Source organism: Synechococcus sp. 'PEA 65AY6A-5F PE A', assembly GCF_047462575.1.
Taxonomy (GTDB): Bacteria; Cyanobacteriota; Cyanobacteriia; order Thermostichales; family Thermostichaceae; genus Thermostichus.
Window position 1 is genome coordinate 35,795 of the sequence record NZ_JAOALE010000006.1, and the last position, 25,868, is coordinate 61,662.

26 protein-coding genes are annotated in these 25,868 nt (G+C 61.2%); 13 read left to right on the plus strand and 13 right to left on the minus strand.

Features of this window, described 5'->3' with window-relative positions; genetic code table 11:
• Nucleotides 1–40 precede the first annotated feature (40 nt).
• Nucleotides 41–859, minus strand: a complete 819-nt coding sequence (locus GG26_RS03420) for a TatD family hydrolase (RefSeq protein ID WP_228375368.1) — start codon at nt 857–859, stop codon at nt 41–43.
• Nucleotides 860–996: 137 nt separating this feature from the next.
• Between GG26_RS03420 and GG26_RS03425 the strand changes: the two genes are divergently transcribed.
• The 5 genes from GG26_RS03425 to GG26_RS03445 all read left to right on the plus strand — a co-directional run bounded on the left by GG26_RS03425 (nt 997) and on the right by GG26_RS03445 (nt 7,632).
• On the plus strand, nt 997–1,587 hold the full coding sequence (locus GG26_RS03425; protein WP_011431553.1) for a thioredoxin family protein: 591 nt from the start codon (nt 997–999) through the stop codon (nt 1,585–1,587).
• 517 nt (nt 1,588–2,104) lie between these two features.
• Nucleotides 2,105–3,109 (plus strand): ABC transporter substrate-binding protein, encoded by a 1,005-nt coding sequence (locus GG26_RS03430; protein ID WP_414388888.1) that lies wholly within the window; start codon nt 2,105–2,107, stop codon nt 3,107–3,109.
• A 61-nt stretch (nt 3,110–3,170) separates the two neighbouring features.
• The gene (locus GG26_RS03435; RefSeq protein WP_414388890.1) at nt 3,171–4,811 is read left to right on the plus strand and encodes an ABC transporter permease; all 1,641 of its coding nucleotides are present in this window, start codon (nt 3,171–3,173) and stop codon (nt 4,809–4,811) included.
• Nucleotides 4,812–4,964: 153 nt separating this feature from the next.
• The gene (locus GG26_RS03440) at nt 4,965–6,317 is read left to right on the plus strand and encodes an ABC transporter substrate-binding protein (RefSeq protein ID WP_414388892.1); all 1,353 of its coding nucleotides are present in this window, start codon (nt 4,965–4,967) and stop codon (nt 6,315–6,317) included.
• A 112-nt stretch (nt 6,318–6,429) separates the two neighbouring features.
• On the plus strand, nt 6,430–7,632 hold the full coding sequence (locus GG26_RS03445; RefSeq protein ID WP_414388894.1) for a carbohydrate ABC transporter permease: 1,203 nt from the start codon (nt 6,430–6,432) through the stop codon (nt 7,630–7,632).
• 24 nt (nt 7,633–7,656) lie between these two features.
• Here the strand turns inward: GG26_RS03445 and GG26_RS03450 are convergent, their stop codons facing one another.
• Together GG26_RS03450 and rpsO are read right to left on the minus strand one after the other, a co-directional pair.
• A complete protein-coding gene (locus GG26_RS03450; RefSeq protein ID WP_011431559.1) occupies nt 7,657–8,091 on the minus strand; it encodes a PAM68 family protein in 435 nt (144 codons plus the stop codon).
• A gap of 35 nt (nt 8,092–8,126) precedes the next feature.
• Complete coding sequence (gene rpsO / locus GG26_RS03455) at nt 8,127–8,402, minus strand: 30S ribosomal protein S15 (RefSeq protein ID WP_011431560.1); 276 nt, start codon at nt 8,400–8,402, stop codon at nt 8,127–8,129.
• 88 nt (nt 8,403–8,490) lie between these two features.
• Here rpsO and GG26_RS03460 point away from each other — a divergent pair, with 88 nt between their 5' ends.
• Nucleotides 8,491–9,171 carry a HEAT repeat domain-containing protein gene (locus GG26_RS03460; protein ID WP_011431561.1) on the plus strand — a complete coding sequence of 227 codons (681 nt, stop codon included), beginning with the start codon at nt 8,491–8,493 and terminating at the stop codon, nt 9,169–9,171.
• A 66-nt stretch (nt 9,172–9,237) separates the two neighbouring features.
• On the opposite strand, the gene apcD is transcribed toward GG26_RS03460, so the two are convergent.
• The 4 genes from apcD to GG26_RS03480 form a co-directional block, all read right to left on the minus strand.
• Nucleotides 9,238–9,723, minus strand: a complete 486-nt coding sequence (gene apcD / locus GG26_RS03465; protein ID WP_011431562.1) for an allophycocyanin subunit alpha-B — start codon at nt 9,721–9,723, stop codon at nt 9,238–9,240.
• Between the two features lie 187 nt (nt 9,724–9,910).
• Complete coding sequence (locus tag GG26_RS03470; RefSeq protein WP_369781494.1) at nt 9,911–11,149, minus strand: type IV pilus twitching motility protein PilT; 1,239 nt, start codon at nt 11,147–11,149, stop codon at nt 9,911–9,913.
• 370 nt (nt 11,150–11,519) lie between these two features.
• Nucleotides 11,520–12,209 (minus strand): GTP cyclohydrolase I FolE, encoded by a 690-nt coding sequence (folE, locus tag GG26_RS03475; protein ID WP_099812699.1) that lies wholly within the window; start codon nt 12,207–12,209, stop codon nt 11,520–11,522.
• 123 nt (nt 12,210–12,332) lie between these two features.
• On the minus strand, nt 12,333–13,058 hold the full coding sequence (locus tag GG26_RS03480) for an SDR family oxidoreductase (RefSeq protein ID WP_099812698.1): 726 nt from the start codon (nt 13,056–13,058) through the stop codon (nt 12,333–12,335).
• A 224-nt stretch (nt 13,059–13,282) separates the two neighbouring features.
• Between GG26_RS03480 and GG26_RS03485 the strand changes: the two genes are divergently transcribed.
• The 4 genes from GG26_RS03485 to GG26_RS03500 all read left to right on the plus strand — a co-directional run bounded on the left by GG26_RS03485 (nt 13,283) and on the right by GG26_RS03500 (nt 17,639).
• Nucleotides 13,283–14,479 carry an ABC transporter ATP-binding protein gene (locus GG26_RS03485; RefSeq protein ID WP_011431566.1) on the plus strand — a complete coding sequence of 399 codons (1,197 nt, stop codon included), beginning with the start codon at nt 13,283–13,285 and terminating at the stop codon, nt 14,477–14,479.
• Nucleotides 14,480–14,940: 461 nt separating this feature from the next.
• On the plus strand, nt 14,941–15,828 hold the full coding sequence (locus GG26_RS03490; protein ID WP_414388898.1) for a Tic22 family protein: 888 nt from the start codon (nt 14,941–14,943) through the stop codon (nt 15,826–15,828).
• 11 nt (nt 15,829–15,839) lie between these two features.
• On the plus strand, nt 15,840–16,727 hold the full coding sequence (gene prmC, locus GG26_RS03495; RefSeq protein ID WP_041438671.1) for a peptide chain release factor N(5)-glutamine methyltransferase: 888 nt from the start codon (nt 15,840–15,842) through the stop codon (nt 16,725–16,727).
• 141 nt (nt 16,728–16,868) lie between these two features.
• Nucleotides 16,869–17,639: a sensor histidine kinase gene (locus tag GG26_RS03500; RefSeq protein ID WP_011431569.1), complete on the plus strand. Its 771-nt coding sequence runs from the start codon at nt 16,869–16,871 to the stop codon at nt 17,637–17,639.
• Nucleotides 17,640–17,664: 25 nt separating this feature from the next.
• Here GG26_RS03500 and psb27 read toward each other — a convergent pair whose 3' ends face one another.
• The gene (gene psb27 / locus GG26_RS03505; protein WP_011431570.1) at nt 17,665–18,066 is read right to left on the minus strand and encodes a photosystem II protein Psb27; all 402 of its coding nucleotides are present in this window, start codon (nt 18,064–18,066) and stop codon (nt 17,665–17,667) included.
• 72 nt (nt 18,067–18,138) lie between these two features.
• On the opposite strand from psb27, the gene GG26_RS03510 reads away from it, so the two are divergent.
• The gene (locus GG26_RS03510; RefSeq protein WP_049749798.1) at nt 18,139–18,879 is read left to right on the plus strand and encodes an NnrU family protein; all 741 of its coding nucleotides are present in this window, start codon (nt 18,139–18,141) and stop codon (nt 18,877–18,879) included.
• A gap of 34 nt (nt 18,880–18,913) precedes the next feature.
• Complete coding sequence (locus GG26_RS03515; protein ID WP_011431572.1) at nt 18,914–19,306, plus strand: thioredoxin family protein; 393 nt, start codon at nt 18,914–18,916, stop codon at nt 19,304–19,306.
• On the opposite strand, the gene GG26_RS03520 is transcribed toward GG26_RS03515, so the two are convergent.
• From GG26_RS03520 to GG26_RS03540, 5 genes are all read right to left on the minus strand, one after another.
• On the minus strand, nt 19,243–20,823 hold the full coding sequence (locus GG26_RS03520; RefSeq protein WP_414388902.1) for a hydantoinase B/oxoprolinase family protein: 1,581 nt from the start codon (nt 20,821–20,823) through the stop codon (nt 19,243–19,245). The genes GG26_RS03515 and GG26_RS03520 overlap by 64 nt on opposite strands.
• Before the next feature lie 5 nt (nt 20,824–20,828).
• Entirely contained in the window at nt 20,829–21,137 is a 309-nt protein-coding gene (locus tag GG26_RS03525) for a hypothetical protein (protein WP_011431574.1), read from the minus strand.
• Between the two features lie 31 nt (nt 21,138–21,168).
• Complete coding sequence (locus tag GG26_RS03530) at nt 21,169–21,690, minus strand: PDZ domain-containing protein (RefSeq protein WP_414388904.1); 522 nt, start codon at nt 21,688–21,690, stop codon at nt 21,169–21,171.
• Nucleotides 21,691–21,945: 255 nt separating this feature from the next.
• Nucleotides 21,946–22,896, minus strand: coding sequence for a prolyl aminopeptidase (gene pip / locus GG26_RS03535; protein ID WP_011431576.1), 951 nt, complete (start codon nt 22,894–22,896; stop codon nt 21,946–21,948).
• A 33-nt stretch (nt 22,897–22,929) separates the two neighbouring features.
• Nucleotides 22,930–25,137: a glycoside hydrolase gene (locus tag GG26_RS03540; RefSeq protein WP_099812693.1), complete on the minus strand. Its 2,208-nt coding sequence runs from the start codon at nt 25,135–25,137 to the stop codon at nt 22,930–22,932.
• 175 nt (nt 25,138–25,312) lie between these two features.
• Between GG26_RS03540 and GG26_RS03545 the strand changes: the two genes are divergently transcribed.
• The gene (locus tag GG26_RS03545) at nt 25,313–25,855 is read left to right on the plus strand and encodes an HNH endonuclease (protein ID WP_011431578.1); all 543 of its coding nucleotides are present in this window, start codon (nt 25,313–25,315) and stop codon (nt 25,853–25,855) included.
• Nucleotides 25,856–25,868 lie beyond the last annotated feature (13 nt).

The following is a 25,868-nucleotide window of genomic DNA, read 5'->3' on the forward strand; positions in this document are numbered from 1 at the left end:
GTAAAAAGCTTAAAAAATGCCAAAAGTTCTCCACCCTTCTTCACAAGGGGGGCTGAGGCAGGCGGAAGAGGCGGGCGGCATTTTGGCTGGTCTGTCGGGCCAGGTCTTGCAAGGGGATCTGCAACAGCTCCGCCAGGGTTTGGGCCACCCGCTGCACATGGGCCGGCTCGTTGCGCTTGCCGCGGAAGGGGGTGGGGGCCAGGAAAGGGCAATCGGTTTCCACCAGAAGCTGGGACAGAGGCACCTCCTGGGCCGAGCGGCGCACCGTCTCAGCGTTCTTAAAGGTGACGATGCCGCTAAAGCTGATGAAGCAGCCCAGCTCCACAAACAGTCGCGTCTCCTCCGGGGATCCGCTCCAGCAGTGCATCACCGCCCGCAGCGGCCCCCTGGCAGCCATGGCCTCCCTCAAAATCTCGTAGGTGGCTGCTGCCGCCTCGCGGCAATGGACGATCAGGGCCAAATCCTGCTCCTGGGCAAGGGCAATGTGGGCGCGGAAGGATTCTGTTTGCCGCTCCACATCGGCCGGGTCGGACTTGTAGAAATCTAGGCCTGTCTCCCCAATGGCCACCACTCGGGGGTCGCCGGCGGCCAACTGGGCGATCTTTTCGGCCAGATCCGGCTGCCACTGGCGCGCCTCCAGAGGGTGCAGCCCCACCGACAAAAACACCTCCGGATACTGGTCGGCAATGGCCTGCAATTGGGGAAACTCCGCCGGCGTTACGCAGGAGTGCACCAGTTGCTGGATCCCGGCCTGGCGCCAGCGCTCGGCCACCTGCGGCAGATCTTCGGCAAAATCGGGATAGTTCAAGTGGACGTGGGTATCCACGAGGGGGGCAGCGGGCAAGACGGCGGTGCTCAAGGCTCAGCTCCCGAACCAAATGTTGCGGACTCTATCCAATTGTAAAAGCGGTTCCCGGCCTGCTTGGGGTGGGGGCTGCTGCGGGAGGAGCAGGATGATCCATGATGATTGAGGAAACCTTACGCTGGAGGTTTGCTATGGCCCGTACTCCCTCGACCATGTTGCCTCTGGGCACCCCTGCCCCTGACTTCAGCCTGCCCGATGTGGTGAGCGGCCAAACCATTTCCCTCTCCACCTTTGCCGACAAGCCGGCCCTGTTGGTGATGTTTATTTGCCAGCACTGCCCCTATGTGAAGCATGTGCAAGAGGAGCTGGCCCGCATTGGCAGAGATTATAAGGATCGCGGCGTCGGCATTGTAGCCATCAGCGCCAACGACGTGGAGAAATACCCCGACGACAGCCCCGAGAACCTGAAGAAGATGGCCGAGACCTTGGGCTTCACCTTCCCGTTTTGCTACGACGAAAGCCAAGAGGTGGCCAAGGCCTTCACGGCGGCCTGCACCCCCGACTTTTTCTTGTTCGACGCGGAGCGCAAGCTGGTGTACCGCGGCCAACTGGACGACAGCCGCCCCAGCCTGCCGGATGTGCCGGTGACGGGCAAAGATTTGCGGGCGGCGCTGGATAACCTGCTGGCGGGCAAGCCCATCGATCCCGACCAAAAGCCCAGCCTCGGCTGCAACATCAAGTGGAAACCCGGCAATGAGCCCGACTATTTCAAGCAAGCCTAAATTCGCCAGCAACCCTTGGGAAAGCCTGAGCCGACCGGCCAGCCAAGCCCGCCGGGCGCCTCTAGTAGGGGTGGGCTTGGGGGAATCTGCGGAAAAAGTAGCCAGGGCAGTTCCGGGTTCCTTTGTGCCAGCAGGCTGCAGGCCTTGAAGCTAGGGTTTTTGCCTGCGGCGGCGCCCAGGGTTTTCCCCTCTCCCAGGGGGCTGCGGCATCAGCCGCAAGTTCTGGGTAGCCCAGGGCGCAGAACTAACTCTGACAAACCGGAAAGGACTCCAAAGGCAAGCTGTAGCCGCGGGGAGAATCTCAACATCCTCGATGAATCCAGAGATAACCTCGGGTTAATCTTCCTGGGGTAGTTTAGCGATGGCTGACTCTTGCCAAAGGCAAAAATTGCAGGGGGCGAAGGTCGAAGTGGATTTTCACTGTCGCGATCTGGACGCGATCTGAAATCCGAAAATGCCTTTGCCTTTGGCAAGTTGGTAGCGGAGTCCAGGTCAAGCTCTCAAGCGAGGGAAAACGATGAAGCGTCCTCTACCTTTGTTGGCGGTACTCTGGAGCCTGGTTTTTGCCCAGCCCCTTGGGTGGGGATCCCTGAACCCAGCCTGGGCCAAGCCGTCCGGCACCTTGCGTTTGTACACTTCCCAACCCGATGCAGATGCTCAGAAAACCGTGGCTGCGTTTCGGGAAGTTTATCCAGAGGTTTCGGTGGAGATCTTTCGCTCCGGCACCGAGGAGGTGATCAGCCGCTTTTTGCTGGAAGCCGAAAAGGGTAGTCCCCAGGCTGATGTGCTGCTGGTGGCCGATGCGCCTACTTTTGAGTTGCTGAAATCCCGCAATTTGCTGGAGCCCTACTGCAGCCCTGAAGCCAAGGCCATCGCCGCCACCTACTACGATCCAGACTGCCACTATTTCGGCACCAAGATCCTGGCCACGGTGATCGTTTACAACACGGCCAAAGCCCAGCCCGTGGATAGCTGGGCGGCCCTAGCCCAGGTTCCGGAAGGCCAACTGGTGATGCCCAGCCCCACCTATTCGGGTGCTGCCGCCTACAATTTGGGGGTGATCACACGCACCCCCGGCCTGGGCTGGGAGTGGTACGAAGCCCTGAAAAAGAACAAAACGGTGCTGGTGCAGGGCAATGGCGCTGTCGCCCGCAACGTCGCCAGTGGCGAACAGAGCTACGGCATGGTGGTGGACTTTCTTGCCATTCGCAGCCGCAACGAGGGATCCCCAGTGGAGGTGGTCTATCCCAAGGAGGGCGTGCCGGTGATTACCGAGCCGGTGGGAATTGTAAAAGGAACGCCCAACCTGGAAGCTGCCCAGGCTTTTGTGGACTTCTTGCTGTCTCAGAAGGGGCAGGAGGTTGCTGCAGGGATGGGCTATATGCCACTGCGGCAGGATGTCACACCTCCGAAAGGGTTCCCCGCCTTGAGCGAGCTGAAGATCTTAAGCGTGCCGGCGACGGAGTTGGCCGAGAGCCGCGAGGCCGACAAGGCTCGCTTTGCCAAGTTGTTTGGGGAATAGGTTGACATCAAGCTGGCCAGACGCTGGCCAAGTCTTGCGGTGGAAGGACTTGAGCAAAGGGTTGAGGCACCCCATTATCCCCTGGCTGGTGGCTGTAGCCGCCCTTGTGACTCTGACCCACGTCTATCCCCTCTGGAGGCTGCTGCAGCGGGCCTTGGGCGGCGAAGGTGAGAACATCCGCTGGTTGCTGGAAACGCCTCGCGTCCATCTGGCGCTACGCCATAGCCTTTGGGTGTCCGCGGCCTCAGCGGCGCTGGCTCTTGGGGCCGCTCTGCTGCTGGCGGTGCTCACCACCCAGACGGATCTGCCGGGCCGCGGGATCCTACGGCTGCTCTTTTTGTCTCCTCTGGTGATTCCGCCCCAGGTTTTGGCCTTGGCCTGGATCCAATGGGCCGGGCCGGTGGGCTATTTGCAGCAGGGGCTGCGCTGGATTTTGGGGGGTCAGGGATCCCTGTGGAGCCTCTACACGCCGGGGGGGATCATCCTGCTGCTGGCTCTTTTTGTGCTGCCAATTGCCTACCTGACGCTGGTGGCGGGCTTGAGCCGGCTCTCCAAGCAAGCTCAGGAGGCGGCCCAACTGGATGGGGCCAACCTGCTGCAGGTTTGGCTCTTCATCACGCTGCCCCTGTTGCGGCCCTCTGTGGCGGCAGCAGCGGCGCTGGCCTTCTTGGGGGCCTGGGGCAATTTCGGGATCCCGGCCTTGCTGGGGATCCCAGGACGCTACCTGACTTTGCCCACCCTGCTGTACCAAGAGGTGATCAACTTCGGCGGGGATGGGTTTGGGCGCAGCGCGGCGCTGGCGTTGCTCTTTGGCCTGCCGGCCCTCTTCTTTTTGGCCTGGTCACAGCAGCCTCAGGCGGGGCTGGATCCGGGCGAGGTCCCTCCGGATCCCTATCGCTTGGGCTGGCTGGGTTGGCTGCTCAGCGGGATCCTCTTTGCCGCAGCCTTGCTGGTCATCCTTGGGCCTTTGCTGGCCATGGCTGCAACTGCCCTGCTGCGGGCCTATGGCCTGCCCTTGGTCTGGTCTAACCTGACGCTGGAGCATTTCCGGCTGGTTCTGTTTGAGCTGGAGCGGGCCCGCCGCGCCACGCTGCACAGTTTGGGTTTGGCGGGAGGAGCAGCGCTGCTCTGCAGCGGGATGGCGACGATCTTGGGCTACGCCCTGACCCGGCTGAAAGCACGGCTGCTGGCGCTGCTCAGCTTCATTGTGGACTTGCCCTATGCCCTGCCGGGCCTGATTTTTGCGTTGTCCCTCATTTTGGTGTGGTTGCCCCCTCCCCTGCCGGGGCTGAGCCTCTACGGCACCCTGTGGCTGATCCTGATGGCCTACTTGGGGCGGTTCTTGGCCCTGGCGCTGCAACCGATGCAAGCTGCTTGGCGCAGCCTGGACACCAGCCTGGAGGAGGCGGCCAGCATCGACGGGGCCTCCCTGCTGCAAACTTTTCGCTACATCCTGCTGCCCCTGCTGGCACCGGCCTTGACAGCAGCGGTGTTGCTGGTGTTTTTGCAATCTTTTGCCGAGCTGACCCTCTCCGCCCTCTTGGTCACCTCCCGCTCAGAAACCTTTGGGTGGCTCATCTTTGGCTTGCAACAGGGGGGCTACACCCACCAGGCAGCAGCTCTGAGCACCCTGCTGGTACTCGTTCTCTTTGGCTTGGCTGCCGGGATCCAGGCGCTGCGGCGGCAGGTTGGGCAGCCTTAAGCAGGGGATCCCACCAGATCCTTCACGGATGGGGGTCGATGGTGGTGGTGCGACAGATGGGTTGCCCCTTCAGGATCCCCGGTTTATAACCTGCTCTTAATGTCGCTGCGCTAGTATCAGTCCTGCCCTTAGTGGATGCGACTGCATTTTATTATGAATACCCGTCGGACTTTCCTGGCTGCTCTGGCCGGCCTGGCGGCTGCCGCTGGTGCTGCCTTCCTGGCTGCTGACAGCTTTGCCCAGTCTCCTGCCAACGTCAAAGTTTGGATTGCCTTTACCGATAACCGTCTCGATTGGGCCCGTCAAAAGGCGGCAGAGTTCAACAAGCAATTTCCTCAATACAATGTAACTGTTGAGGGCTACGGCAACTACGAAGAAATTCAACAGGCCACCGACCTCGCTATTCAACAAAAAGCCGCTCCGGCAGTGGTGCAGTGGTTTGAGGTGGGCACCCAACGGGCACGGGATTTCGGCTACTTCAAGTCCATCGCCGAGGCGCTGGGCAACCGCACCGAAGTGAACGGGATCCCGGTGAACTTCGAGGATTTTATCGAGCCGGTGGTGAGCTACTACACCCTGGATGGCAAGTTCACCTCCATGCCCTGGAACAGCTCCAGCCCCATCCTCTACTCCAACACCGCCATTTTGAAGAAGGCCGGGATCGAGAAGCCGCCGGCCACCTGGCAGGAGCTAGAAGCCGCCTGTGAGAAGATCATGGCGCTTCCCGACGCTCCCCAGGGCTGCGTCACCTGGCCCAACCACGGCTGGTTTTACGAGCAGTGGATGGCGCAGCAAGATGCTCTCTTGGCCAACAACGAAAATGGCCGTGCCGCCCGGGCCACCCAGGTCTTTTTGGACTCGCAGCCCTCGGTGGCTATCGCCACCTGGTGGAAAGGGATGTATGACAAAGGCTACTACATCTACAGCGGCAAGCAGCGCGATTGGGCGGCCACGGAGCAAGCCATCCAAACCGGCACCGTCGCCATGGCCATCACCAGCAGCGCCGACGCGGCCAACATCACCAACGCCGCCAAGCAGAACAACATCGAGCTGGTCACCACCCGCATGCCCTACAACGCCGACAAGGGTTGGACGGGGAACTTGATCGGGGGCGCCAGCCTTTGGTTGGTGAAGGATCTGCCCAAAGAGGTGGAAGAGGGGGCGCTGACCTTCATGTTGTGGCTGAATAAGACCGAAAATGCTGCCGAATGGCACCAAGTGACCGGCTACTTGCCCATTCGGAAAAGCTCGGTAGCCTTGCTGGAGTCGAAGGGCTGGTTCAAGGAAAACCCCAACTTCTTCACCGCCATCGACCAAATCAACAATTCCAAAGTGACCCCTGCCACTCGGGGGGCGCTGCTGGGGGCCTTCCCCGAAATTCGCAACGTGGTGACCCAAACCATGGAAGATCTGATGCTTAAAGGCGGGGATCCAGCCCAGGCTATGGCCAAGGCCAACCAGGAGGCCAACCGCCTTCTGGCCGAGTACAACTCCCTTTACCAGTAGCCCCAGTGTCGATGGGCCAGGGGTGTTATTGAGGGATGGGGGTGGGCGGCGGCCTGCCCCTTTCCGGGCTTTGATAAGGCTCTTGTGAAGAGCACAGCCGAGGTGAGAGGCGATGTTGGGATTCGTCCAAGTGTTGGTGCCGCTGTTGGCGGGGTTGCTGGGATCCCTCTGGATGGGGCTCCGTTTTCGACGCATCGAGTGGCCTGTGCCGGTGGGGGCAGTGCTGGGGGGCCTAGCAGGAGGGCTGGGATCCCTGATTTTTATGGCGCCCCTGGATTTTTGCACTTTTGAGCCGGAGCGCAAGGCCATCGACATGGCCTTTGGCGTGGGGCTGGTGCTGGCGGGCATGGCCATTCCCCTCTGGCCGCTGTTGGCGTGGACGCAGAAGGAGCAGGAGCGCCGCCTGGGGATCCCCAGTGCAGCTCCCCAAGAGAGGGGTATCTTCAAGCAGGGGTGGCTGGCCTGGCTGCTCTTGTTGCCCACCTTCGCCATTTTGGTGGTGTTTCTCTACTATCCAGGGCTGGATACCCTGCGCCTCTCCACCCTGCTCACCTTTGTGGGCGCGCCGCGCAGCCGCTTCGTCTGTGTGGACAACTTTACCGCTCTGCTGACGGATGCCACCTATCTGCGCAGCCTGGGGATTACCTTCGCCATTTCGGCGGCCATCGTGGTGTTGGGGCTGAGCGGATCCCTGTTGATTGCCACGCTGGCCTACCAGCCCATCCGCGGGGCGGCAATCTATCGCATCTTGCTGATCTGGCCCTACGCCATTTCGCCAGCAGTGGCCGGTATCATCTTTTTCATTATCTTCAACCCCTTGGGCGGCGTAGCCAACTACTTGCTGGGGTTAGTAGGGATCCCACGTTTGAACTGGCTGAGCGATCCCAATTTAGCCCCTTGGGTGGTGATCTTTGCCAGCGTTTGGAAGCAAATGGGCTACAACATTTTGTTTTATCTGGCTGGGCTGCAAAACCTGCCTAAAGATTTGCAGGAGGCGGCTGCCATCGATGGGGCGGGGGCCCTTCGCCGCTTCTTTTCCATCACTCTACCGCTGCTTTCCCCCATCACCTTCTTTTTGGTGATCACCAACATGACCTACGCCTTTTTCGATATTTTCGGCACCATTGATTTGCTGACTGCCGGCGGCCCTTCCGGATCCACCTCGGTGTTGATGTACGAGATCTACAAGATTGGCGTATCGTCAGGCAATTTGGGCAGGGCAGCCGCCCAATCCATTGTGCTCTTCTTAATTGTGGTGGGCCTGACGATCCTGCAATTCCGCACCACCGAGCGGAATGTAACGTATGGGGGATAACGGGGCTGGGGGAGAGAGCAAAATCTAGGATTCGTCAGCTTCCGACGGCTTAGAAGGGTCAGACAACTCGCGCCATTGCTTGAAAACATTGCCTAGGTTGCGGCGGAACTCGTCAATCCCCAGCAGGGATCCCGGCTCTGGATCCCAAGAAGCCGAGAACACGCCGTAGCTAATGCCCAAAAAGCCAAGGCCGAAAAAGGCCAGCGACTCCACCAAAGTAAAGTAGGGGGGCAGGGCTATCACATGGTTGGTTAAGAGATAGTAATTGACAAAAAAGCTGCTCAAGCCAAGGCCAGAAGGGATCCCGGAAAAGACCAAGATCCGCCGCACCATACGCCGGCTGACCTCAGGGGGAATGACAGCAACCGGCTCTCTTTGGGTCGGTTGCGTCTCCACCTGAGCAGGGGTAGAGCTGGAGCGGCGGCGGGAGGCTTTGGAATAGCGGCTGGACTTGCCCACGAAGGTAGCTCTCCGACAGTGATTTAGCTAGCTGCCTACTTTTTCACCCGAATGTTCAACCGTTCGGCCAGCTCCCGGAAGCGGTCGGGAGAACGTTTGGCAATGTAGTTGAGCAGCCGCTTACGCCGACCGATCATCATCATTAGGCCGCGGCGCGAGTTGAAATCTTTCGGGTTTTTCTGAAGGTGCTGCGAGAGTTGGTTGATACGGCTGGTTAGAAGAGCAACTTGTACCTCGGCAGAGCCGGTGTCAGTGTCGTGAAGTCGGTAGGTCTCGATAATCTCCTGCTTCTCTTGCTGCAGTAAGGCCATAAGTTCACAAAAACTGGATGCACTGCCTCAGAATGATAACATCGGCTTTTCGTCCTTTGCTATAGCCGGGTTAGGGGGAGAAAAGGAGATGACGACAACTTCTGGGGATCTGCCGGCCTTGCTGGAGCTGTTGAGCTCTCAGAACTTGGGGGATCGGCTGCGCGCCGTCAACAAGGCCAGAGAGCTCCCCGCGACCGAAGCCTTGACGCTGTTGCAGCGAGCTGTAACCGACGAGAATGCCCGCGTCCGCTATGCCGCCATTAGCCAATTGGGCACGCTCTCCGGCGCAGGTGTCGACCCGGCTGCCCTTTTGCCGATTCTGCAACAGTTTTTGCGAGAGGACCCCGAGTTCGATGTGCGGGCTGCCGCCGCCGCCGCCCTGGGGGATCTGAAGCAGCCACAGGCCCTAGACGATCTGCTAGAGGCTTACCGGCGAGAGACGGAGTGGCTGGTGCGCTTTAGCATTGTCGCCGCGCTGGGCGAGCTGGGCAACCCCGCCGCCTTCGACACCCTAGTGCAGGTTTTACAGGAAGGAGACGAGCTGCTAACAACAGCCGCTGCCGCTGCCCTGGGAGATCTAGGGGATCCGCGGGCCATCCCCCATTTGGAGCCCCTCATCGATTCGGACGATTGGCAGTTGCGCTACCGCGTCTGCATTGCTCTAGCCCAGCTCGGCACCGAAGCCGCCCGCCCCGGCCTAACCCGGCTGGCCCAGGATCCCCAAGAGCAGGTGGCCGCCCACGCCCGCACCGCCCTGGCATCTCTGTAGGCAGCAAGACCACCAAAGCTTGCCTCTCCACCGCCCAGACCGGCCTCCCTCCTCAAGAGAGGCGAGCTAGCTCATGGCATTGATGATGTAGTCGAAATAGGGGGCAGCCTCGGCGGCGGAGTCCGGATCCAGCAGGCTGAGGGCTGCTTCCTTCAAGAACACGATCGCATCGATCATACCGGCAATGGGCACGTTGAGGGCATTGTACATCTCCCGCACCCCTATCAAGCCGATGGACTCGATCGGCTCTTTGCTGCCGGCAATGATGCCATAGGTCACCAGGCGGAGATACCAGTCGTAGTCCCGCAGGCACTGGTTATAGCGCTTTTCGCCGTAGGCATTGCCGCCGGGTTGTATGTATTCGGGTCGCTTGGCAAATAGCTGCTTCTGCGCCTGATCGATAATGCGTTTTTTGTTCTCAGTTAACACCTGAGCGATCTGCAAACGCTTCTCGCCGCTGCTCATGTAATCTTTGATAGCTTGCAGTTCGCTGACGGAGAGATAGCGCAGTTGGTCGTCCGCGGTCTCGATGATCTGGTTGATCACGCTCACGGTAGGAATTCTCCTGTTTGCTAACTTGCTTTCAATTCAATTTGTTCACCAATCCGGCACCCATCCCGCAAGCCAAAGCTCGGCTCAGGAGATGAGAATATGGCCCAGAAAGCCAGCCTTGCCGCTTGCTCTCAGTTTAGGATAGGGCGAGCTTTCCCTCAAGCACCCACCCTGCGGGGCAGCGACCTCAGATGCGCCCCCGCAGCCATTGGGCCATCTCGTTGCGCCGCGGAGCCGCCTCCAGACACACCTCCTCTGTAATGCGCCCCTCTTGGTAGAGCCGAAACAGCGACTGGTTCATGGTACACATCCCCTCGTAGGAGCCGTCGGCAATCAGCTCCTCGATCTCGTCCACGGCACCCCGTTTGATGTAGTCGCGGATGGCATCGGTGTTGCGCATAATCTCGTGGGCAGCGGTGCGCTTGCCGTCGGTGGTGCGCACCAGCGTCTGGGCAATAATTGCTACTAGAGTCTCGGCCAGTTGCAGACGCATTGGCTCCTGCTCCTCTGGCCGGTAGATCCCCAAGAGACGCTCGATGGTGCGGACGGCGCTGTTGGTGTGCAGGGTTCCAAACACCAGGTGGCCCGTCTGGCCGGCCTTGAGAGCCGTATCCACGGTTTCGCGATCCCGCATCTCCCCGATGAGGATGATGTCCGGATCTTCCCGCAGCGAAGCCTTGAGGGCGTTGGCAAACTCCAGGGTGTGGATGCCGACCTCCCGCTGCCGCACCAGCGATTTCTTACTCTGGTGGACGAACTCGATGGGATCCTCAATCGAGATGATGTGCTTAGCAAAGTTGGAGTTGATGTAGTCCACCATCGCCGCCAGGGTTGTGGACTTCCCGGAGCCGGTGGGGCCTGTCACCAGTACCAGGCCCTTGTGCTCCTCGGCAATGCGCTTGAGCACCTCCGGCGCCCGCAACTGCTCCAGCGTCAAGATCTTGAGCGGGATCAGGCGCAGCACCATGGCAGGCCCTAGCAGAGAAACAAAGCAGTTAACCCGGCAGCGCACCAAGCCCTCGTACTGGATAGCGGTATCCAGCTCCAGGCACTCCTCAAACTGGCGGATTTGGTTCTCCGGCAGGCTTTCCCGCAGCCAGCTATAGAACACCTCGGTGGTGGTGACCGGGTAGTTGCCTATCACAATTTGCCCCCGATCCCGGAAACGGGGCACCTCTCCCACCCCCAGGTGAATATCCGAGTAGCCTTTTTCGTAGGCTTCCTGCACCAGTTGGCGCAGCGTCGGTCCAGCGGGGGCAGACTTAGGAGCAGCGGCGGCCACCGGGATCCGTCCAGCAGCCGTGGGGCGAGCCGGCGGCCCAAAAGGCGGAGCAGCCGAACCGGGGCTGGGGGGAGACACCTGAGGCCGGGCAGCAGGAGCTGGAGGGGGCGGAGACATCTGCGGGGGAGTGGCAGGGCCCGGCATGGGCACCGGCGTCTGCGGGGGGGCGACGGCCACATCTGGGGGGACGGGCCGGCCCAAGATGGGCTTGGGGGCGCTGGGGACAGGACGGGATCCGCTCCCGACAGGGGGAGGAGCAGCCCTGCCCAGCACCGGATCTAGCTGGGTTGGGGGTTCTGCCGAGGGCGCTTGCGCGGCCGCACGCGCGGGGCGCTGGATAACAGGCGGGGTCGGCGGCTTCCAACCGGAGTCTAAGTCGGTGGGAAATTGATTTTCGGGGCTAACCTCGCTCATAACAGGCCTCGCTTCTGGCAGGATCTGCGTCGATTTTAAGCTAGTATGCCCAGCCAGAGCAGAGGATTAGCTTTCTTGCCGGCAAAGCGCCGCGGCATCCTTAAAGGTTGGACGGGTGGCGAATGAGGCTCAAAAACTCCTCCCGCGTGCGGGGATCCTCCTGGAACACCCCCACCATCGAGCTGGTGACCGTCCAAGAGCCCGGCTTTTGCACCCCCCGCATCACCATGCACATGTGGGTAGCCTCGATAACCACCCCCACCCCATAGGGATCCAGCATGGTCATCAAAGCTTCCGCGATCTGGCGGGTAAGGCGCTCCTGAACCTGCAGGCGGCGGGAGTACATCTCGACAATGCGGGCGATCTTGCTCAGGCCCACCACCTTTTGGCGGGGGATGTAGGCAACATGGGCCTTGCCGATAAAGGGCAAGAGGTGGTGCTCGCAGAGGCTGAACAAAGTAATATCCCGCAGCAGCACCATCTCGTCGTGGCCCTCGTCGAAGATGGCGCCGTTGATGAGATCTTCCAGGGACTGCCGATAGCCGCTGGTCAAAAATTTCAGGGCGGCCACCACCCGCTCCGGCGTTTTCTTGAGGCCCTCCCGCTGCGGATCCTCCCCAATTCCCCGCAGCAACGTCTCCACTGCCGCTACCATCGCCGGATCCAGGCTCTCTGAGCCCTCGGGCTCTTGCCCCGCCGCATGGGACAGATCTCGGACAAGGCGAGACTTCAGGTTGGCTTTGTCGTTGAGTCGAAACTCGGCACCGGATCCAGGCTTGGCAAGAGTCATAGCAGGATATTCCTTGGGTTGAACGAAGGGTTGAAGGAACTTGTCGAGGGAGGCGGTGCAGGCAGATCTCCTCAAAAGCTCAGTCACAAAGGCCGTTACAGGAAAAGCCAGCTCCAGCCCGGCCTAAAAGGCCCCTGCTGCCGGCATGAGGGTCAGATCTTCCACCACGGCACCCTTGGGCAGGCGAACGATGTGGGCAATCAAGTCCGCCACCCACTCCGGCGAGAGCATTTTGGAACGGTCGAAATCGACCTGAACTGTATCCCAAAGAGGTGTATCCACAGCTCCGGGACACAGGCTGGTCACCCGAATGCCATGCTGCCGTTCCTCTGCGGCCAGGGCTTGAGAAAAGCCCAGCAGGCCAAACTTACTGGCGCAGTAAGCCCCCCAATTGGGAAAGGCTCGCTTGCCCGCAATGGAGATAATGTTGACAATCGTGCCGCAGCGCTGCCGGCGCATCGCCGGCAGGACGGCTTGGGCACAGAGAAAAGCTGCCGTCAGGTTCAAGTCGATCACCCGCTGCCAATCGGACAAAGATAAGGTGGCCAAAGGCCCGACATGGGCTATGCCGGCGTTATTGACCAAGACATCACAAACACCAAATTGATCCAGGAGAGCCTGCAACCGCTGCGGCAGGGCTCTTAAGTCGGCCAAGTCGATGGGAAAAACCTCCGCCTTTCCTCCCTTTGCCTGGATCTCCGCCTGTACCCCCAGCAAATCGGGATGGGAACGGGCCACCAGAGCAACTGCCACCCCCTGCCGAGCTAGGGCTAGGGCCACTGCTTTGCCGATCCCTCGACTGGCCCCCGTAATCAGGGCACGTTCGGGAAACTGGGTCTCAAAACTCATCCACAATAAAACTCTGGGATGCGCCGTCGAGAATAAGCGCCACCAGAGCCTGGGAAACTTCGTTAACCCAGTGTAACACTAATTCCTGCCTGCCCCTCCAAGCAAACAGGAAAGACTGGCATCGATCCCTCTCCGCCGCCCTCTAGCTGACTGGCGTCGGGCCGGGAAGGATCTGAGGTATGGTAGTCTGGTAAAGATAGTGAAAATCTTTTGCAACAACGATCATGGCCGAGTTTTTGATTTCCTCGACGTCCACCGCTGCCCGGACGGACTCTCCCTACATTCTTGAGGTTGAGCACATCAGCAAGGGGTTTCCCGGCCAGCGGCAGTTGGTTTTGCAGGAAGTGGCGTTTCGCCTGCCCCAGGGAGACATTCTGGGGATTGTCGGCCCATCGGGCTGTGGGAAGACCACTTTATTGCGCACCATTGCCGGCTTTGAGCAGCCAGACAGCGGGCGGATCCTGCTGGGGGGGCGAGTGGTGGCCGGGGAGGGGCAGTGGATCCCACCGGAGCGGCGGGGGGTGGGGCTGGTGTTTCAGGATTTTGCCCTGTTTCCCCACTTGGATGTGTTGGCCAATGTGATGTTTGGCCTCCGGCCCACTGCCCTGTTCGCGTCGGCAGCGGGGGGCGGCAGTCGCTCCTCCTCGGCTGAGGTGGGAGGCGCTGCCCAACAGGCGCGGGAACGGGCTGACGAGGTGTTGCGGTTGGTGGGTCTAGAGGACTACGCCCACCGCTATCCTCATGAACTTTCAGGCGGGCAGCAGCAGCGGGTGGCCCTGGCCCGAGCTCTGGCCCCCAAGCCCAGCCTAATCCTTTTGGATGAGCCGTTGAGCAACTTGGATGTGCAGGTGCGCTACTACTTGCGGGAAGAAATCCGCAAAATCCTCAAGCAAACCCAGACCTCGGCCATTTTCGTTACCCACGACCAAGAGGAGGCTCTCTGCCTTTCCGATTGGGTGGCGGTGATGCGGGAAGGGCGTATTGAGCAATGGGGATCCCCGGAGGAAGTCTATCGGGAGCCGGCTACCCGCTTTGTGGCGGAATTCATCGCCCAGGCCAACTTTCTTCGCTGTGAGCGGCGGGAGTTCGGTTGGCAAGCTGAGGGGCTGCTGCACATCCCATTTCAGGCTTTGAGGGATCAGCCCGATCCCCATCTGCGCCAGGGAGAGCTGATGATCCGGCAGGAGGAGTTACGTCTGCATCCCAATCCCCAGGGGAGAGTTACCATTCGGGATCGACAGTTTCTGGGGCGAGAGTATCGCTATTGTCTGGTTACAGAGACGGGCAAGCAATTGCACGCCCTGGCGCGGGAAGCTTTGCCGGTGGGCACGCGGGTTCAAGTTACCGTCGAGCAGGGCCGTCTGTTTCCCATTTCGGAACCTCAGTCAGTAGCGGGATCGGGAAGCAAGAGCTTTGCCTGATGGGATCTTTGCCCTCAGCCCAGGCGCCCCACGCCGCTGCCGCGTTCCCAGGATCCTGCCTTCTCAGCCCAGACTCTACAGCCAGAGGATGGAGGGGCTATCTGTATTTGGTGTGGATCCGCTTTGTTAGACTCCGTATATAGTAGGAGGTGATGCGGGATCCCCACCCAAAACGAGGGCTTTACCCCTCGACAGGGGTTGAGCAAATGCTTTAACCTTGCCTTCTAGGGTGGCCCAGGGGGCGCTCGTCAAAAAGGGTAGAGGGGCGTAGTGTCAGCAAGGGCCAGCTTCGCCAGGCGCTGTCCCCAAAGTCCCAAGAGTGCGCCGCATGGCCAGCCTGAGCTGTGTTGAGCAAGGTGAGCTTGGTCAGCTCCTCTTGGGCAGAGGTCGTCGGTTAGTGTTTCAGGGATCTGACCCAATAGCAACGAAGACAAGGCGTGATGCCAGGAGTAGAGATGAAAATGATGCGCGGTAATGCAGTGCCGCTTTTGGGATCCCTCTGCCGCCGTAGAGCTCAGGCAGGCGGGCGGGCCGCGTTCGTAGCGGCAGTTCGCAGCACCCTCCTGCTGGGGTTGGCGGGGGTGATCTGGGGGGGAGTTCCTACTTTTGCTCAAGGGGGGCCCCTCTCGACTCAGGCAGTGGCAGCCCCCATGAGTCGTCAAGAAGTGGCGGAGCGGCTGAATCTGGTGCCGGTTTTTGCCATTGTGTCTCAGAACGGCACCCCTGTGGTCGCTAACGTAGAGCGGGAGGGTCGCACCATCCAGGTGGCTTCTTTCTGGCTGGATCAGAACCAAGCCCAGCAAGCGTTGGATCAGGTGAAAGCCAAGAACCCTGAGGTGGGCCAGCAAGCCCAGGTGGTGCCCATTCCCTTGGGCTACGCCTACGAAAAGTCGGAAGAAGAGCGGGCCAAGAATAGCAATCTGTACTTTGAGGTGGTGCCTCGGGCTGCTGATGTGGAGGCGGCCAAGCAAGTGCTGAAAGAAACGGGTCAGGAGGTGCCGCCGGAAGTGATCGGCGTGCCGCTGTTCTATGGCCGCTCGGGAGAGGGGTTGCTGACCATCGAGCAGGATGGCCAGGAGGTGGTGCCTTTCTTCTTCGACCGCAACGACCTGAAGGGGGCTTTAGACCGGGCGGCGGCGCAGAACCCCGAGGTGGTCGGCAAAACCCAGATCGAGGTCACTTCCCTGGCCATCGTGGTGGAGCGCATGTTAGCCCCTGACGCCCAGGAGGATGTGCAGAAGATCGCTTTCATTCCGCCGCGCGCGTCGCTGGAGTACGTGCAATCGTTAATTCGCTCTGCCACTCCCCAGCCCAATCCACCTGCCACTCCCCAGCCTCAGCGGCGTTGACCTAGCTCCTGATGGGATCCCCCTCTGCGCTGGTGCAGCAATTGCTGGCCTGGCGTGCCCAGGCTCTGCAGGCGGCGCAAGCCGCCGGCATCCCTCCTCAGGAGGTGGAACTTCTGCTTAGGGAACGGCTGGGCTGGGGATCGTTGGAGCGCTTGCTGGGTCGGCCCCCGACGCTGCAGGGGGATCCGCTGGCGGAGGTAGAGGAGCTGTGGCGGCGCCGGCTGACAGAGCGCATCCCCCTGCAGTACCTGCTGGGAAGGGTAGAGTGGGCAGGTTTGAGCTTGCGGGTAACGCCAGCGGTGTTGATCCCGCGCCCGGAGACCGAGCTGCTGGTGGAGCAAGCCTCCCTTTGGTTGCAGTCTAACCTGCTGCCGCCGGGATCCCCTTTTGCCGACCTGGGCACCGGCAGCGGGGCCATTGCCATCGCTTTGGCCCAGGGGCATCCCCAGTTGCAGCTTCTAGCGGTGGACGTGAGCCCAGAGGCTTTGGCCGTTGCGGCAGCCAATGTGGCGGACTATCATCTGCAGGAACGGGTGAAGCTGTTACAGGGATCCTGGTTTGCGCCTTTGGATCCCTGGCGAGGTCGGCTGCGTGGCCTGGTTTCCAACCCGCCCTATATCCCCACCGGGGAGCTGGCCTACCTCATGCCCGAGGTACGGCTGCACGAGCCACGACAGGCCCTCGATGGCGGGGAAGATGGGCTGGTGCACTTGCGGCTTTTGATTCAAAAAGCACCGGATTACTTGGCCCCCAACTCCTTTTGGGCGGTGGAGGTGATGCAAGGCCAAGCCCCTTGGGTGGCGGAGCAGTTGCAGGCCAGAGGCGGCTATCAGCAGATCCAAGTCCACCGGGATTTGGCCGGAATTGAGCGGGTGGTCAGCGCCCACTTCGTCGGCTAGAAAGTTGGGAAGAAAAAGGTAGGATCCAGGAGCGCGCCGTTGTCAAACTAGCTAAAACCCAAGGCTCTCCATCCGAACGCCCTGCTTCGAACATCAACGGGATCTCCTACCTTTTGTCCGAAGTACCTCTGGAGGAAACCCTTGCCCGCAGCAAAACCCGATCCTCCCTCCCAGCAGGCCGCTGCTGCCGTCAGGCAAGAGGCGGTGGATTGGCAGTTTGCGTTTGAGCGCTCGGAGGTGATGCGCGCCTTTCAGCAGGAGCTGCTCGTCAGCATTGGCCACGAGCTGCGCAACCCCCTCAGCAGCCAGATGGGATCCCTGCAGTTGGTGCTGTCCGATCTGTGCGATTCCCGCGAAGAAGAGCGGGAGTACCTTCAAAGTGCCAAAGAAGCGGTGGAGCGCCTGATCCAGTTGCTCGAGGAGTACAGCCGCCTGGCCCGCCACGACCTGCCCATTCAACCCTTGCAACCGAAGCCGACCCGACTCCGTCCCCTCCTTCAGGATGTGTACAGCCTAACTCGCCTACAGGCCCAGGATCAGGGCATTCGCTACGAATGGCCGATCCTACAACCGCCTTCTGCCTCTGAGCTGCCCGCCCTCCCGGACAGCCTTATGGTTTGGGCGGATCCCCACGGTTTGGTGCAGGCTCTGCTGGGGGTGTGTCGCTGGGGTATTCGCACCCTACGCTATGGTTCGATGGCTCTACACCTCTATCCCATCGCAGCAGCGGAGGGGCGCCTGTGCCTGGAGTGGAATCTGGAAGGGCGGTGCCATGTGCCCATCCAAACAAAGGGTTGCGCTGCTTGGCGGGTGAGCGAACGGCTCCTGAGAGAAATGGGGGGCGATCTGGAGCTTGGCGAAAGCAGCCTCCACCGGGTTGTCATCAAGGTAATCCTGCGCCTCGCCCAGTGATTTGGATCTGGGAGATCTGAAAAGCTTAACCTTCGCGGCGCAAGGCCAGCTCAGCGCGATCCAGTTGCATCAGCACCCGCTCCACCTTCTCTGGGTCAAGAGGCCGCTTGGAGGTGCGGTAGTGGGAGGCCACGGTGTTGAACACGGTGCGCAGAGTCGTAAAGGATTGCAGCTTGTCGTAGCGATGGCCATGGTAGCGCCCTGCAAATTCTTGAATGGCCTCCATCGCTTCCACCTGCGCCTCCTCTGGATTCATCACGGGATCCGCTTCCGAGAGAACGGTGCGCAGGGTTTGGATCAGGGTCATGCTGTCTTCGTAGTACTTGCCGGTGAGGCGGGCCGCCTGAGCGCTTGCGGTCGCCCAGCCCAGCATCAGGGTGACCGAGAGGAGCAGGCCGAGAAAACGTAGAAAAAAAGGTTTCAGCATCGGAAGGTTGCCCAATGTAACTTATCTTTAAGCATAAGTCACAGCGACACCGGAAGAGGAGCCATCGAAAAGATGCTGTCCACTTTCTTCAACCACTTGCTGCCGGAGCTCGCCCGGTACAGATCCCACGCGATCATGTTGGGCATGATCTTGGGGTTTGCCTGTGCTCACAGTGGGCTGGCCCACTTGCGCCCCTGGGGGGAAGCTTGGCTGGGATCCCGTCTGTACCGCCTTCTTTTTGCGCTGGTCAGCCTCAGCTTGGCTCCGCTGTTGCTGATCTACTTTTTGAACCATCGCTACGACGGGGTGATCCTCTGGGATCTCCATGCTGTCCCCGGCATTCACACCACCGTTGTTCTTTTGTCGGCGCTCTCGTTTTTCTTTTTGTATCCGGCTACCTTCAACTTACTGGAGATTGCTGCCATTCACAAGCCGGAGATTCACCTGTTTGAGACCGGGATCATCCGCATCACCCGCCACCCCCAAATGGTGGGCCAGGTGATCTGGTGTGTGGCCCATTCCCTTTGGATTGGCTCCAGTTTTATGCTGGTCACTTCCCTGGGGCTGGTGGCCTACCACCTGTTCGCCGTCTGGCACGGGGATCACCGTCTGGAGCGGAAATACGGCCAGGCCTTCCGCGATCTCAAGGCCCGTACTTCTGTGATCCCCGGCTTGGCCATTCTGCAGCGGCGACAACACCTGCAACCGCGAGAGTTTCTGCGCTGGGCCTATCTGGGGGTGTTCAGCTTTGTTGTGATTCTTTATGCCTTTCATCCGCAAATGGTTTCTGCAGCCAGCGGGGTTGCCTGGTAGCATGATCCCAAACAACTTCTTTAGTCTGGGAGTGATGAACTTGCAAGTTGCTTTAGATGCTTTTAATCAAGAACTTTTGACAAGTGACGGGTTGGTGTTGGTGGATTTTGGTGCCCCTTGGTGTGGCCTGTGTCGCTTCATTCAGCCGATTACCGACCGTCTCGCAGCAGAGTGGGGCGGCGCGGTCAAGGTGCTGCGGGTGAATGTGGACGACAATTTTTGGCTGCCGCGCCGCTATCGGGTGCGCTCGCTGCCGACCTTAATTTTGTTTGAGAAGGGTCAAGAAGTGCAAAGGCTGGAGCACTTCGCCAGCCGCGATGATGTGCTCCGCCGCTGCGAGCAGTTGTTTCTCGCTCGCCTGCGCTATGTGGGTTCGGGTGCCTGCTCCTCCTCGCTGGACCCCCAAGCCCCGCCGCCAGGGGTGTAGAGGGTGAGCACATCGCCGGCTTTCAGGGGGCGGCTGATCTTGCTGGGCAAGGGATTCCCGTTGACGAGGTTGATCCCCAGCTGGCCAGGTTCGCCGCCTTCTTCCCCTTGCGGGGCATGGTGGCGCCGGTCGGTGAGCAGGGAGAGGGTGCAATCTTGCAAGGTCTGGATGGAGCGGATCAGCCCCCACCCGCCCCGCTGGCGGCCATGGCCGCCGGAATCTGGGCGCAACTCGTAGCGCAGCACCCGCAGGGGATACTCCAGCTCCAGGGCTTCGATGGGGGTGTTGAGGGTATTGCTCATGCCCACGTGCACCCCATCCAGGCCTGGTCGCTGCTGGCTGGCCCCCTGGCCGCCCCCCAGGGTTTCGTAGTAGGTGAAGTGGCGGTTGCCCAGCACGCAGTTGTTCATGGTGCCCTGCCCCTGGGCGATGGCACGGGATCCGGCCACCGGGGCCAGGGCTTTGAACACCACATCGGCAATGCGCTGCGAGGTTTCCACGTTGCCGGCCACCACCGCCGCCGGAAATTGGGCATTGACCAGGCAGCCGGGCGGGGCCACAATCTCGATGGGATCCTCCAGGCCGACATTGCTGGGGGCAGTGGGATCCAACAGGCAGCGCAGGGCAAAGAGCACCGCCGAGCGGGTCACGGCCAGAGGCGCGTTCAGGTTCCCCGCGGTGGCCGGGGCTGTGCCGGCGAAGTCCACCCGCAGCCTCTCCCCCTTGACCTCTACCTGCACCCGGATCTCAATGGGCGCGGGCGGATCCCCGTAGCCCTCCAGGTAGTCGCAGGCGGTGTAGATCCCATCGGGCAGAGCGCGGATCTGGGCCTGCATCCGCCGTCGGCTGTAGGCGATCACCCCGGCAATCAACTGCCAGGCCTCCTCTTCCCCGAACCGGGCCAGCAGCTCGCCAAACCGGCTCACCCCCACGGCGCTGGCCCCCACCTGGGCCTGCAAATCTCCCCGCCGCTGCTCAGGGTTGCGCACATTGGCCAGGATCAGGCGCAGCAGATCCTCCTGCCAGCGCAGCTCCCCTGTCGAGGTCATCTGGGCCAGCCGTAGCGGCGGGATCACCAGCCCCTCCTGCCAGATTTCCGTAGAGTCGGCGGGCATGGAGCCGGGGCGCATCCCCCCAATATCGGCATGGTGGGCGCGGTTCACCGCATAGGCACAGACCTGTTCTGGATCCCGCAGGCCGGGGATGGCCGTAACCACCGTGATATCCGGCAGATGGGATCCCCCCTGGTAGGGATCGTTGAGGACGAACACATCGCCGGGCCGCGGGCCGGCTGCCACCACCGCCCGCACCGCCTCCGAGAGAGCTCCCAGGTGAACTGGAATGTGGGCCGCCTGGGCAATACAGGCCCCTTGGGCGTCGAACAGGGCTGTCGAGCAATCCCGCCGTTCCTTGATGTTGGCCGAGTAAGAACCGCGGATGAGGCGCGCCCCCATCTCCTCGGCGATCCCCGCCAGCGCATTGGCCATCACCTGCAGCCGGATGGGATGGGTATCCATGCCCCTCACAGCCTGCGCCCCAGCCAAACAGCCACCCTGCGGATCCCTTGCCAAAACTGCAGACGGCGCTGCCAGCGGTCGAGGGTATGGCGATTCTCCCGCAGCCGATCCCGCAGGCGCAGCAACTCAGCCGGCGTGGGAGCCAAAGCCCGCTCAGCGGCTTCCCGCCAATCAGCCATAGCCCGCTCCGTAACCCAGAGCGCCGACCGCAGGTTCAAGAGGACAGGAATCAGGGCAAGCAAGGCTAAAAACAGCAGCCCATTGAGGCCGCAAACCACCCAAACTGCCCACTCTGTCCCTAGTCCAGCAGTCACAGAGAGCTCAGCAAGGGATCCCTGGCAACACTCACTGCTGCTGCAGCATCAAGGGGCGCAACACACGGCCATCGCCGACCACAACCACCGTCGATAGCACTTGTCCGCCGCGCCGGAAGGTAATGGGTACCCGCTGGCCCACGGGGGTGTTTTGGATAATTTGCTGCACATGTTGCACCGAGGTGACCCGCTGCCCGTCCACCCCAATCAAAATATCCCCCTGGGCCAGACCCGCTCGTTGAGCCGGGCCATCCTGGAGCAGGCCAACCACCTGCACCCCTTGAACTCGAGGCGCAGGGCCGAACAGGCGACGGCTGATAGCGCCTTGAGCCGGCTGTCCATCCACCGTTTCGATGGCAACCCCGATGAAACCGTTGCCTACGACAGCAGGCGACACCTGAGCCCCGAAACTGTCAACCTGAACCGTGGGGCTGTAGAAGTTGTAAGCTTCACCCCCAACCGAGTCACAGGGGTAGGCCACAACAGCATCTGCCAGCAGGAGGGAGGCGGGCAGGGCGAGGGCAAGCTTGAACAGAGTGTTCGGTTTCTGCATAGTTCGAGCCTGGAAACGGCGAAGAATAACAAGTTGAGATCCGCAAAAGCATTGGGATGGATCGACCAGCCCGAGAGAGACAGCGGAAGCCATCAACCGGGCAGCTTGCACCGCCCTTCCCTCAGTGATAAACCCAAAATCGCCAACTGTCGATAGGCTTGGCCGTGCTTTGGGGCTAGATCCCAAGGTTTTGCCGGCATTTCTGTAGCAATTCTTCAAGCTCTTGGGATCCTCAACCCGGCCTATCTCAGCGGCTCACAGACCAACGCAGCGATCGGTGGCCTGCAGCAGGGCGGTGCGGATCCCGGGCTCGGTGATGGAATGGCCGGCATCGGGAATGAGATGAAACTCCGCCTCTGGCCAGGCCTGGTGCAGTTCCCAGGCGGAAATGGGGGGGCAGACCACATCGTAGCGCCCCTGGACAATGACAGCCGGCAGATGGCGCAGGCGCTCCACCCCCCTGAGGAGCTGATCTTCAGGATCCAGAAAGCCGCCGTGGACGAAGTAATGGCACTCGATGCGGGCAAAGGCCTCGGCAAACTCTTCCCGGCCAAAGCGCTCGATGAGCTCAGGGCTGGGGATCAACTTGCTGGTGCTGGCCTCCCAGATGGCCCAGGCGCGGGCCGCCCTCAGGCGCACCTGGGGATCGGGGTCGTTGAGGCGGCGGTGGTAGGCTGCCAGCAGGTCATCCCGCTCGTTGGGGGGGATGGGATCCAGGTAATGTTCCCAAGCATCGGGGAACAGGTAGCTGGCCCCCGACTGGTAGAACCAGCGGATCTCAAACGAGCGCAGCAGAAAAATGCCCCGCAAGATAAACCCCAGGCAGGATTGGGGGTGGGTTTGCCCATAGGCCAAGGCGAGGGCGCTGCCCCAACTGCCCCCGAACACCCACCAGCGCTCAATGCCCAGGTGCCGGCGCAGCTTTTCGATATCGGCCACCAGATCCCAGGTGGTGTTCTCCCGCAGCTCGGCGTAGGGGCGGCTCTTGCCGCAGCCGCGTTGATCGAACAGCACCACCCGCCAGCGGCTGGGCTCGAAGTACTGCCGGTAAAGGGGATCGATGCCGCCGCCGGGCCCTCCGTGCAAAAACACCACCGGCTTCCCGTCTGGGTTGCCGCACTGCTCGTAGTAGAGGGTGTGCAGGGAAGAGACGGGGAGAAAGCCGTGATCGTAAGGCTCGATGGGCGGGTAGAGGTCGCGCTGCATAACCAGAGATTCTAAGGATCAACGGCCAGCCGCTCAAGGCCTGCGCAGGGCGATGGTGGCCTTGGGCGGGATCCCTTCCTGGAAGGTCTCGCCATCGGCGGCCACGATGACGAACTGCAGCTCTTGTCCCGGCTGGGCGCCCAGATTGCTCCAAGGAATAGCCACCTCCAAACAGGCATCCACCACCGCTTTCACTTGGTGGCTGATGGCGTGCCAGGTGTGGTACTCCCCTGCCTGCAAGAGCTGAGCCTCGACAGGGGCGGGATGCTGGCCGGTGCCGGGGGGCGGCAGCGATAGCTTCAACAGGTGGCGGTAGTGGTAGTTGAGGGGGGCTTCTGCCGGCAACCCTTGGAGGGGAATGGGGCTGTTGACGGTGACGCAGTTGGGGTAAAACCACAGCACCTGCAGTTGCTTGGGCCGCTGCACCACCGAGTTAAAATCCAGCCGCAGGTAGAGGTTGAAGTGATCGAACCCGTACCAGAGGCGGCGGACGACGCTGTTGCGGTGCATGGTGCCGCGGGCGGCGCCGATCTCCACCCGCCCGGCTTGGCTCCACTCCCGTTCGGCGGGGCGGCCGTTGATGGCCGGGTGGATAAATCCTTGCGGCAGGCGATCCCCCAGCCCATCGTGATCCTCGAGAGGGAACTGCAGCACTGCCGGCACGGCCTCTCCCAAAGCGGTGTAGAGGGCCTGCAGATGTTCCCGAAACAACTGGTCGAAAACGGCATCGTGGGCCGAGGAATGGCCCGCCCCAAACCACCAGAACCAGTCGGATCCCTCGGCGGCCCAGAGGGCTTCCCAGGCTTCGGGATTGGCGTGAGGGTGATCCTGAATGACCTGGCGGGCTTGGGCCAGGAGCTCCCAGGCGCGGTTTTTGACGGGATCCCCGATCCAAGTGGTAAAGTCAGCTTCAATCCAGGAGCCGCTGTGCAGTTGTTCGGCTGGCAGAAACTCCGTAGGGGGAAACTGGTCCAAAAACTCCGAAACCGTCACCAAGCGCAGCGCCGGGTGCTGGCTGAGGCGGGCATAGAGGTTCTCCAGGAAGGGCCGGCCATCTTGGGGGTAGTACTCCCAGCAATTTTCCCCATCTAGGGCGATGGTGACCAGCCAGGGCTGTTCCTGGGGCAGGCGGTTGCGGATGCTCTCCAGGTGGCCGATGAGATCCTTGGCGGCAGCATCGGCGGGCATGGCGCTGTAGCTGAAGCCGATCAAATCGGAGAGGCGGTGATCCCGAAAGACAATGGCCAGATCCCCTGCCTCGCTCTCCAGACGGTAGGGCCGATAGAGCTTTTCCGGCTCGAGGATATGGCCCTGCCCGTCGCGATGAAAGGGTTGGCCCAGGCTCCAGCCCAGCACGCCCTCGTCGGAGATGATCCACTCAAAACCCTGCTTTTGCACGATGGGGACAATGGCCGGGCTCACGGATTGCTCCGAAGGCCACAGACCCCGCGGCTCGCGGCCAAAGCGCTCCCGGTAGATCTGCTTGGCCCGCTCCAGTTGGCTGTGGACATCCTGCTCCCAGTGGAAGGGGTAGCGGGGCAGGGGCAAGCCGGGCCGAGCCACCCGCGCCGAGCGCTCGCTCACCAGCAGGGGCAAGATGGGATGGGTGTAGGGGCTGGTGGTCAGCTCCAGTTGGCCGCTCTCTTGCAGCTTGGCGTGCTGGGGCAAGATGGCGGCCAGGATCTGCTGCTGCTTGGCATAGATCCGCTGCCGATCCGCCAGGGTAAAGCCGGATCCCATCTTGATCCAGCCCTCGATCTCGGGATCCTCGTGGAAGAGGGGATCGAACCAGGAGAGGTTGTGCCAGGCCAGCAGGTCGCTGAAGTCTTGCGGTGTCCAGTACTGTAGGCACCAGTTGATCCCCTGCGATTCCCGCTGTTCGTAGAGCTGGCGGTAGCGGGGATAGGGCTCAATCATGGTGGGGTAATGGCTGTCGAAGAAACGCTCGACAATGAAGCGCCGCTGCTCCGGGGTCAGCTTTTCGACAGGAGATAAAGTCAGCTCCAAATAGGGATCGAAGGCGGAGCCGGCCACGTAGTCTTCGATTTGCACAATCAGAGAGGGCACCAGGTTGACCGTTTGGTGCAGGCGAGGATAGCGCTCCAGCAGCAGAACCAAGTCGAGGTAGTCTTTGATCCCGTGTAGGCGCACCCAAGGCATGCGATATTTACCCGCTATCGGACTTTTGTAGAGGGGCTGGTGTTGGTGCCAAACCAAGGCGATATGCAGCGGGTAGGTCATGGGAGGCACGGGATCCGACCATCACCCGGATACTAGCCCATCTGTCCGGCTCCCGATCGTCAGAAACTCTGGAATGTTGAACGGTGGGGATCCGCCTGGATGGTGCCCACTGCGGGAAAACCTTGTCATTCGCCGGATTTCTCAGGACAATGGCGGCAAATGGAAGAGCTAAGTCATGACTGCTGCTACCCACGTCCTGGAACAGTCGATCGTTGTCTTCTCCCAAAACTACTTGCCCATTAGCCGGGTCAACATTAGGCGGGCGATTGTGCTGCTGCTGACGGGCAAGGCAGAGCCGCTGGCGATGATGAATGTGCCGGTATGGAAAGTGCGCTCCCCCAGCCAGGTGATCGAGGTGCCCGAGCACATCCGCCTGACCATCAAGGGCAAAGAGCGGGCCTGGCGAGTGCCCCCTGTTAACCGGCGGGAGGTTCTGCGGCGGGATCACCACACCTGTCAGTACTGTGGCAGCACCCACAACCTAACCCTGGATCATGTCGTGCCTCTTTCTCGCGGGGGATCCCACACTTGGGACAATGTGGTGACTGCCTGCGAGCGCTGCAACCAGCGCAAGGGCAACCGCACGCCCGAAGAGGCGGGCATGGTTCTGCGCAGCAAACCCCGCGCCCCCCTCCACCCGACGGTGGCTTTTGCCGAGCAGTTTTGGCGCGAACAGCAGAGCCGGCAAGAGCCAATCTACGGCTACAGCGCAAGTTAGAATCGGCAAATTT

Excerpts from the sequence above, each read along its gene's own strand:
- psb27 (WP_011431570.1), bottom strand. The coding sequence starts at position 18,066 with ATGCTGAAACCTTTTTTTCTACGTTTTCTCGGCCTGCTCCTCTCGGTC.
- GG26_RS03485 (WP_011431566.1), top strand. The coding sequence starts at position 13,283 with ATGGCCGAGTTTTTGATTTCCTCGACGTCCACCGCTGCCCGGACGGAC.
- GG26_RS03520 (WP_414388902.1), bottom strand. The coding sequence starts at position 20,823 with ATGGATACCCATCCCATCCGGCTGCAGGTGATGGCCAATGCGCTGGCG.
- GG26_RS03425 (WP_011431553.1), top strand. The coding sequence starts at position 997 with ATGGCCCGTACTCCCTCGACCATGTTGCCTCTGGGCACCCCTGCCCCT.
- GG26_RS03530 (WP_414388904.1), bottom strand. The coding sequence starts at position 21,690 with ATGCAGAAACCGAACACTCTGTTCAAGCTTGCCCTCGCCCTGCCCGCC.
- GG26_RS03430 (WP_414388888.1), top strand. The coding sequence starts at position 2,105 with ATGAAGCGTCCTCTACCTTTGTTGGCGGTACTCTGGAGCCTGGTTTTT.
- GG26_RS03545 (WP_011431578.1), top strand. The coding sequence starts at position 25,313 with ATGACTGCTGCTACCCACGTCCTGGAACAGTCGATCGTTGTCTTCTCC.
- GG26_RS03440 (WP_414388892.1), top strand. The coding sequence starts at position 4,965 with ATGAATACCCGTCGGACTTTCCTGGCTGCTCTGGCCGGCCTGGCGGCT.
- prmC (WP_041438671.1), top strand. The coding sequence starts at position 15,840 with ATGGGATCCCCCTCTGCGCTGGTGCAGCAATTGCTGGCCTGGCGTGCC.
- GG26_RS03480 (WP_099812698.1), bottom strand. The coding sequence starts at position 13,058 with ATGAGTTTTGAGACCCAGTTTCCCGAACGTGCCCTGATTACGGGGGCC.
- GG26_RS03515 (WP_011431572.1), top strand. The coding sequence starts at position 18,914 with ATGAACTTGCAAGTTGCTTTAGATGCTTTTAATCAAGAACTTTTGACA.
- folE (WP_099812699.1), bottom strand. The coding sequence starts at position 12,209 with ATGACTCTTGCCAAGCCTGGATCCGGTGCCGAGTTTCGACTCAACGAC.
- rpsO (WP_011431560.1), bottom strand. The coding sequence starts at position 8,402 with ATGGCCTTACTGCAGCAAGAGAAGCAGGAGATTATCGAGACCTACCGA.
- GG26_RS03460 (WP_011431561.1), top strand. The coding sequence starts at position 8,491 with ATGACGACAACTTCTGGGGATCTGCCGGCCTTGCTGGAGCTGTTGAGC.
- GG26_RS03470 (WP_369781494.1), bottom strand. The coding sequence starts at position 11,149 with ATGCCGGGCCCTGCCACTCCCCCGCAGATGTCTCCGCCCCCTCCAGCT.
- GG26_RS03490 (WP_414388898.1), top strand. The coding sequence starts at position 14,941 with ATGATGCGCGGTAATGCAGTGCCGCTTTTGGGATCCCTCTGCCGCCGT.
- GG26_RS03510 (WP_049749798.1), top strand. The coding sequence starts at position 18,139 with ATGCTGTCCACTTTCTTCAACCACTTGCTGCCGGAGCTCGCCCGGTAC.
- GG26_RS03445 (WP_414388894.1), top strand. The coding sequence starts at position 6,430 with ATGTTGGGATTCGTCCAAGTGTTGGTGCCGCTGTTGGCGGGGTTGCTG.
- pip (WP_011431576.1), bottom strand. The coding sequence starts at position 22,896 with ATGCAGCGCGACCTCTACCCGCCCATCGAGCCTTACGATCACGGCTTT.
- GG26_RS03540 (WP_099812693.1), bottom strand. The coding sequence starts at position 25,137 with ATGACCTACCCGCTGCATATCGCCTTGGTTTGGCACCAACACCAGCCC.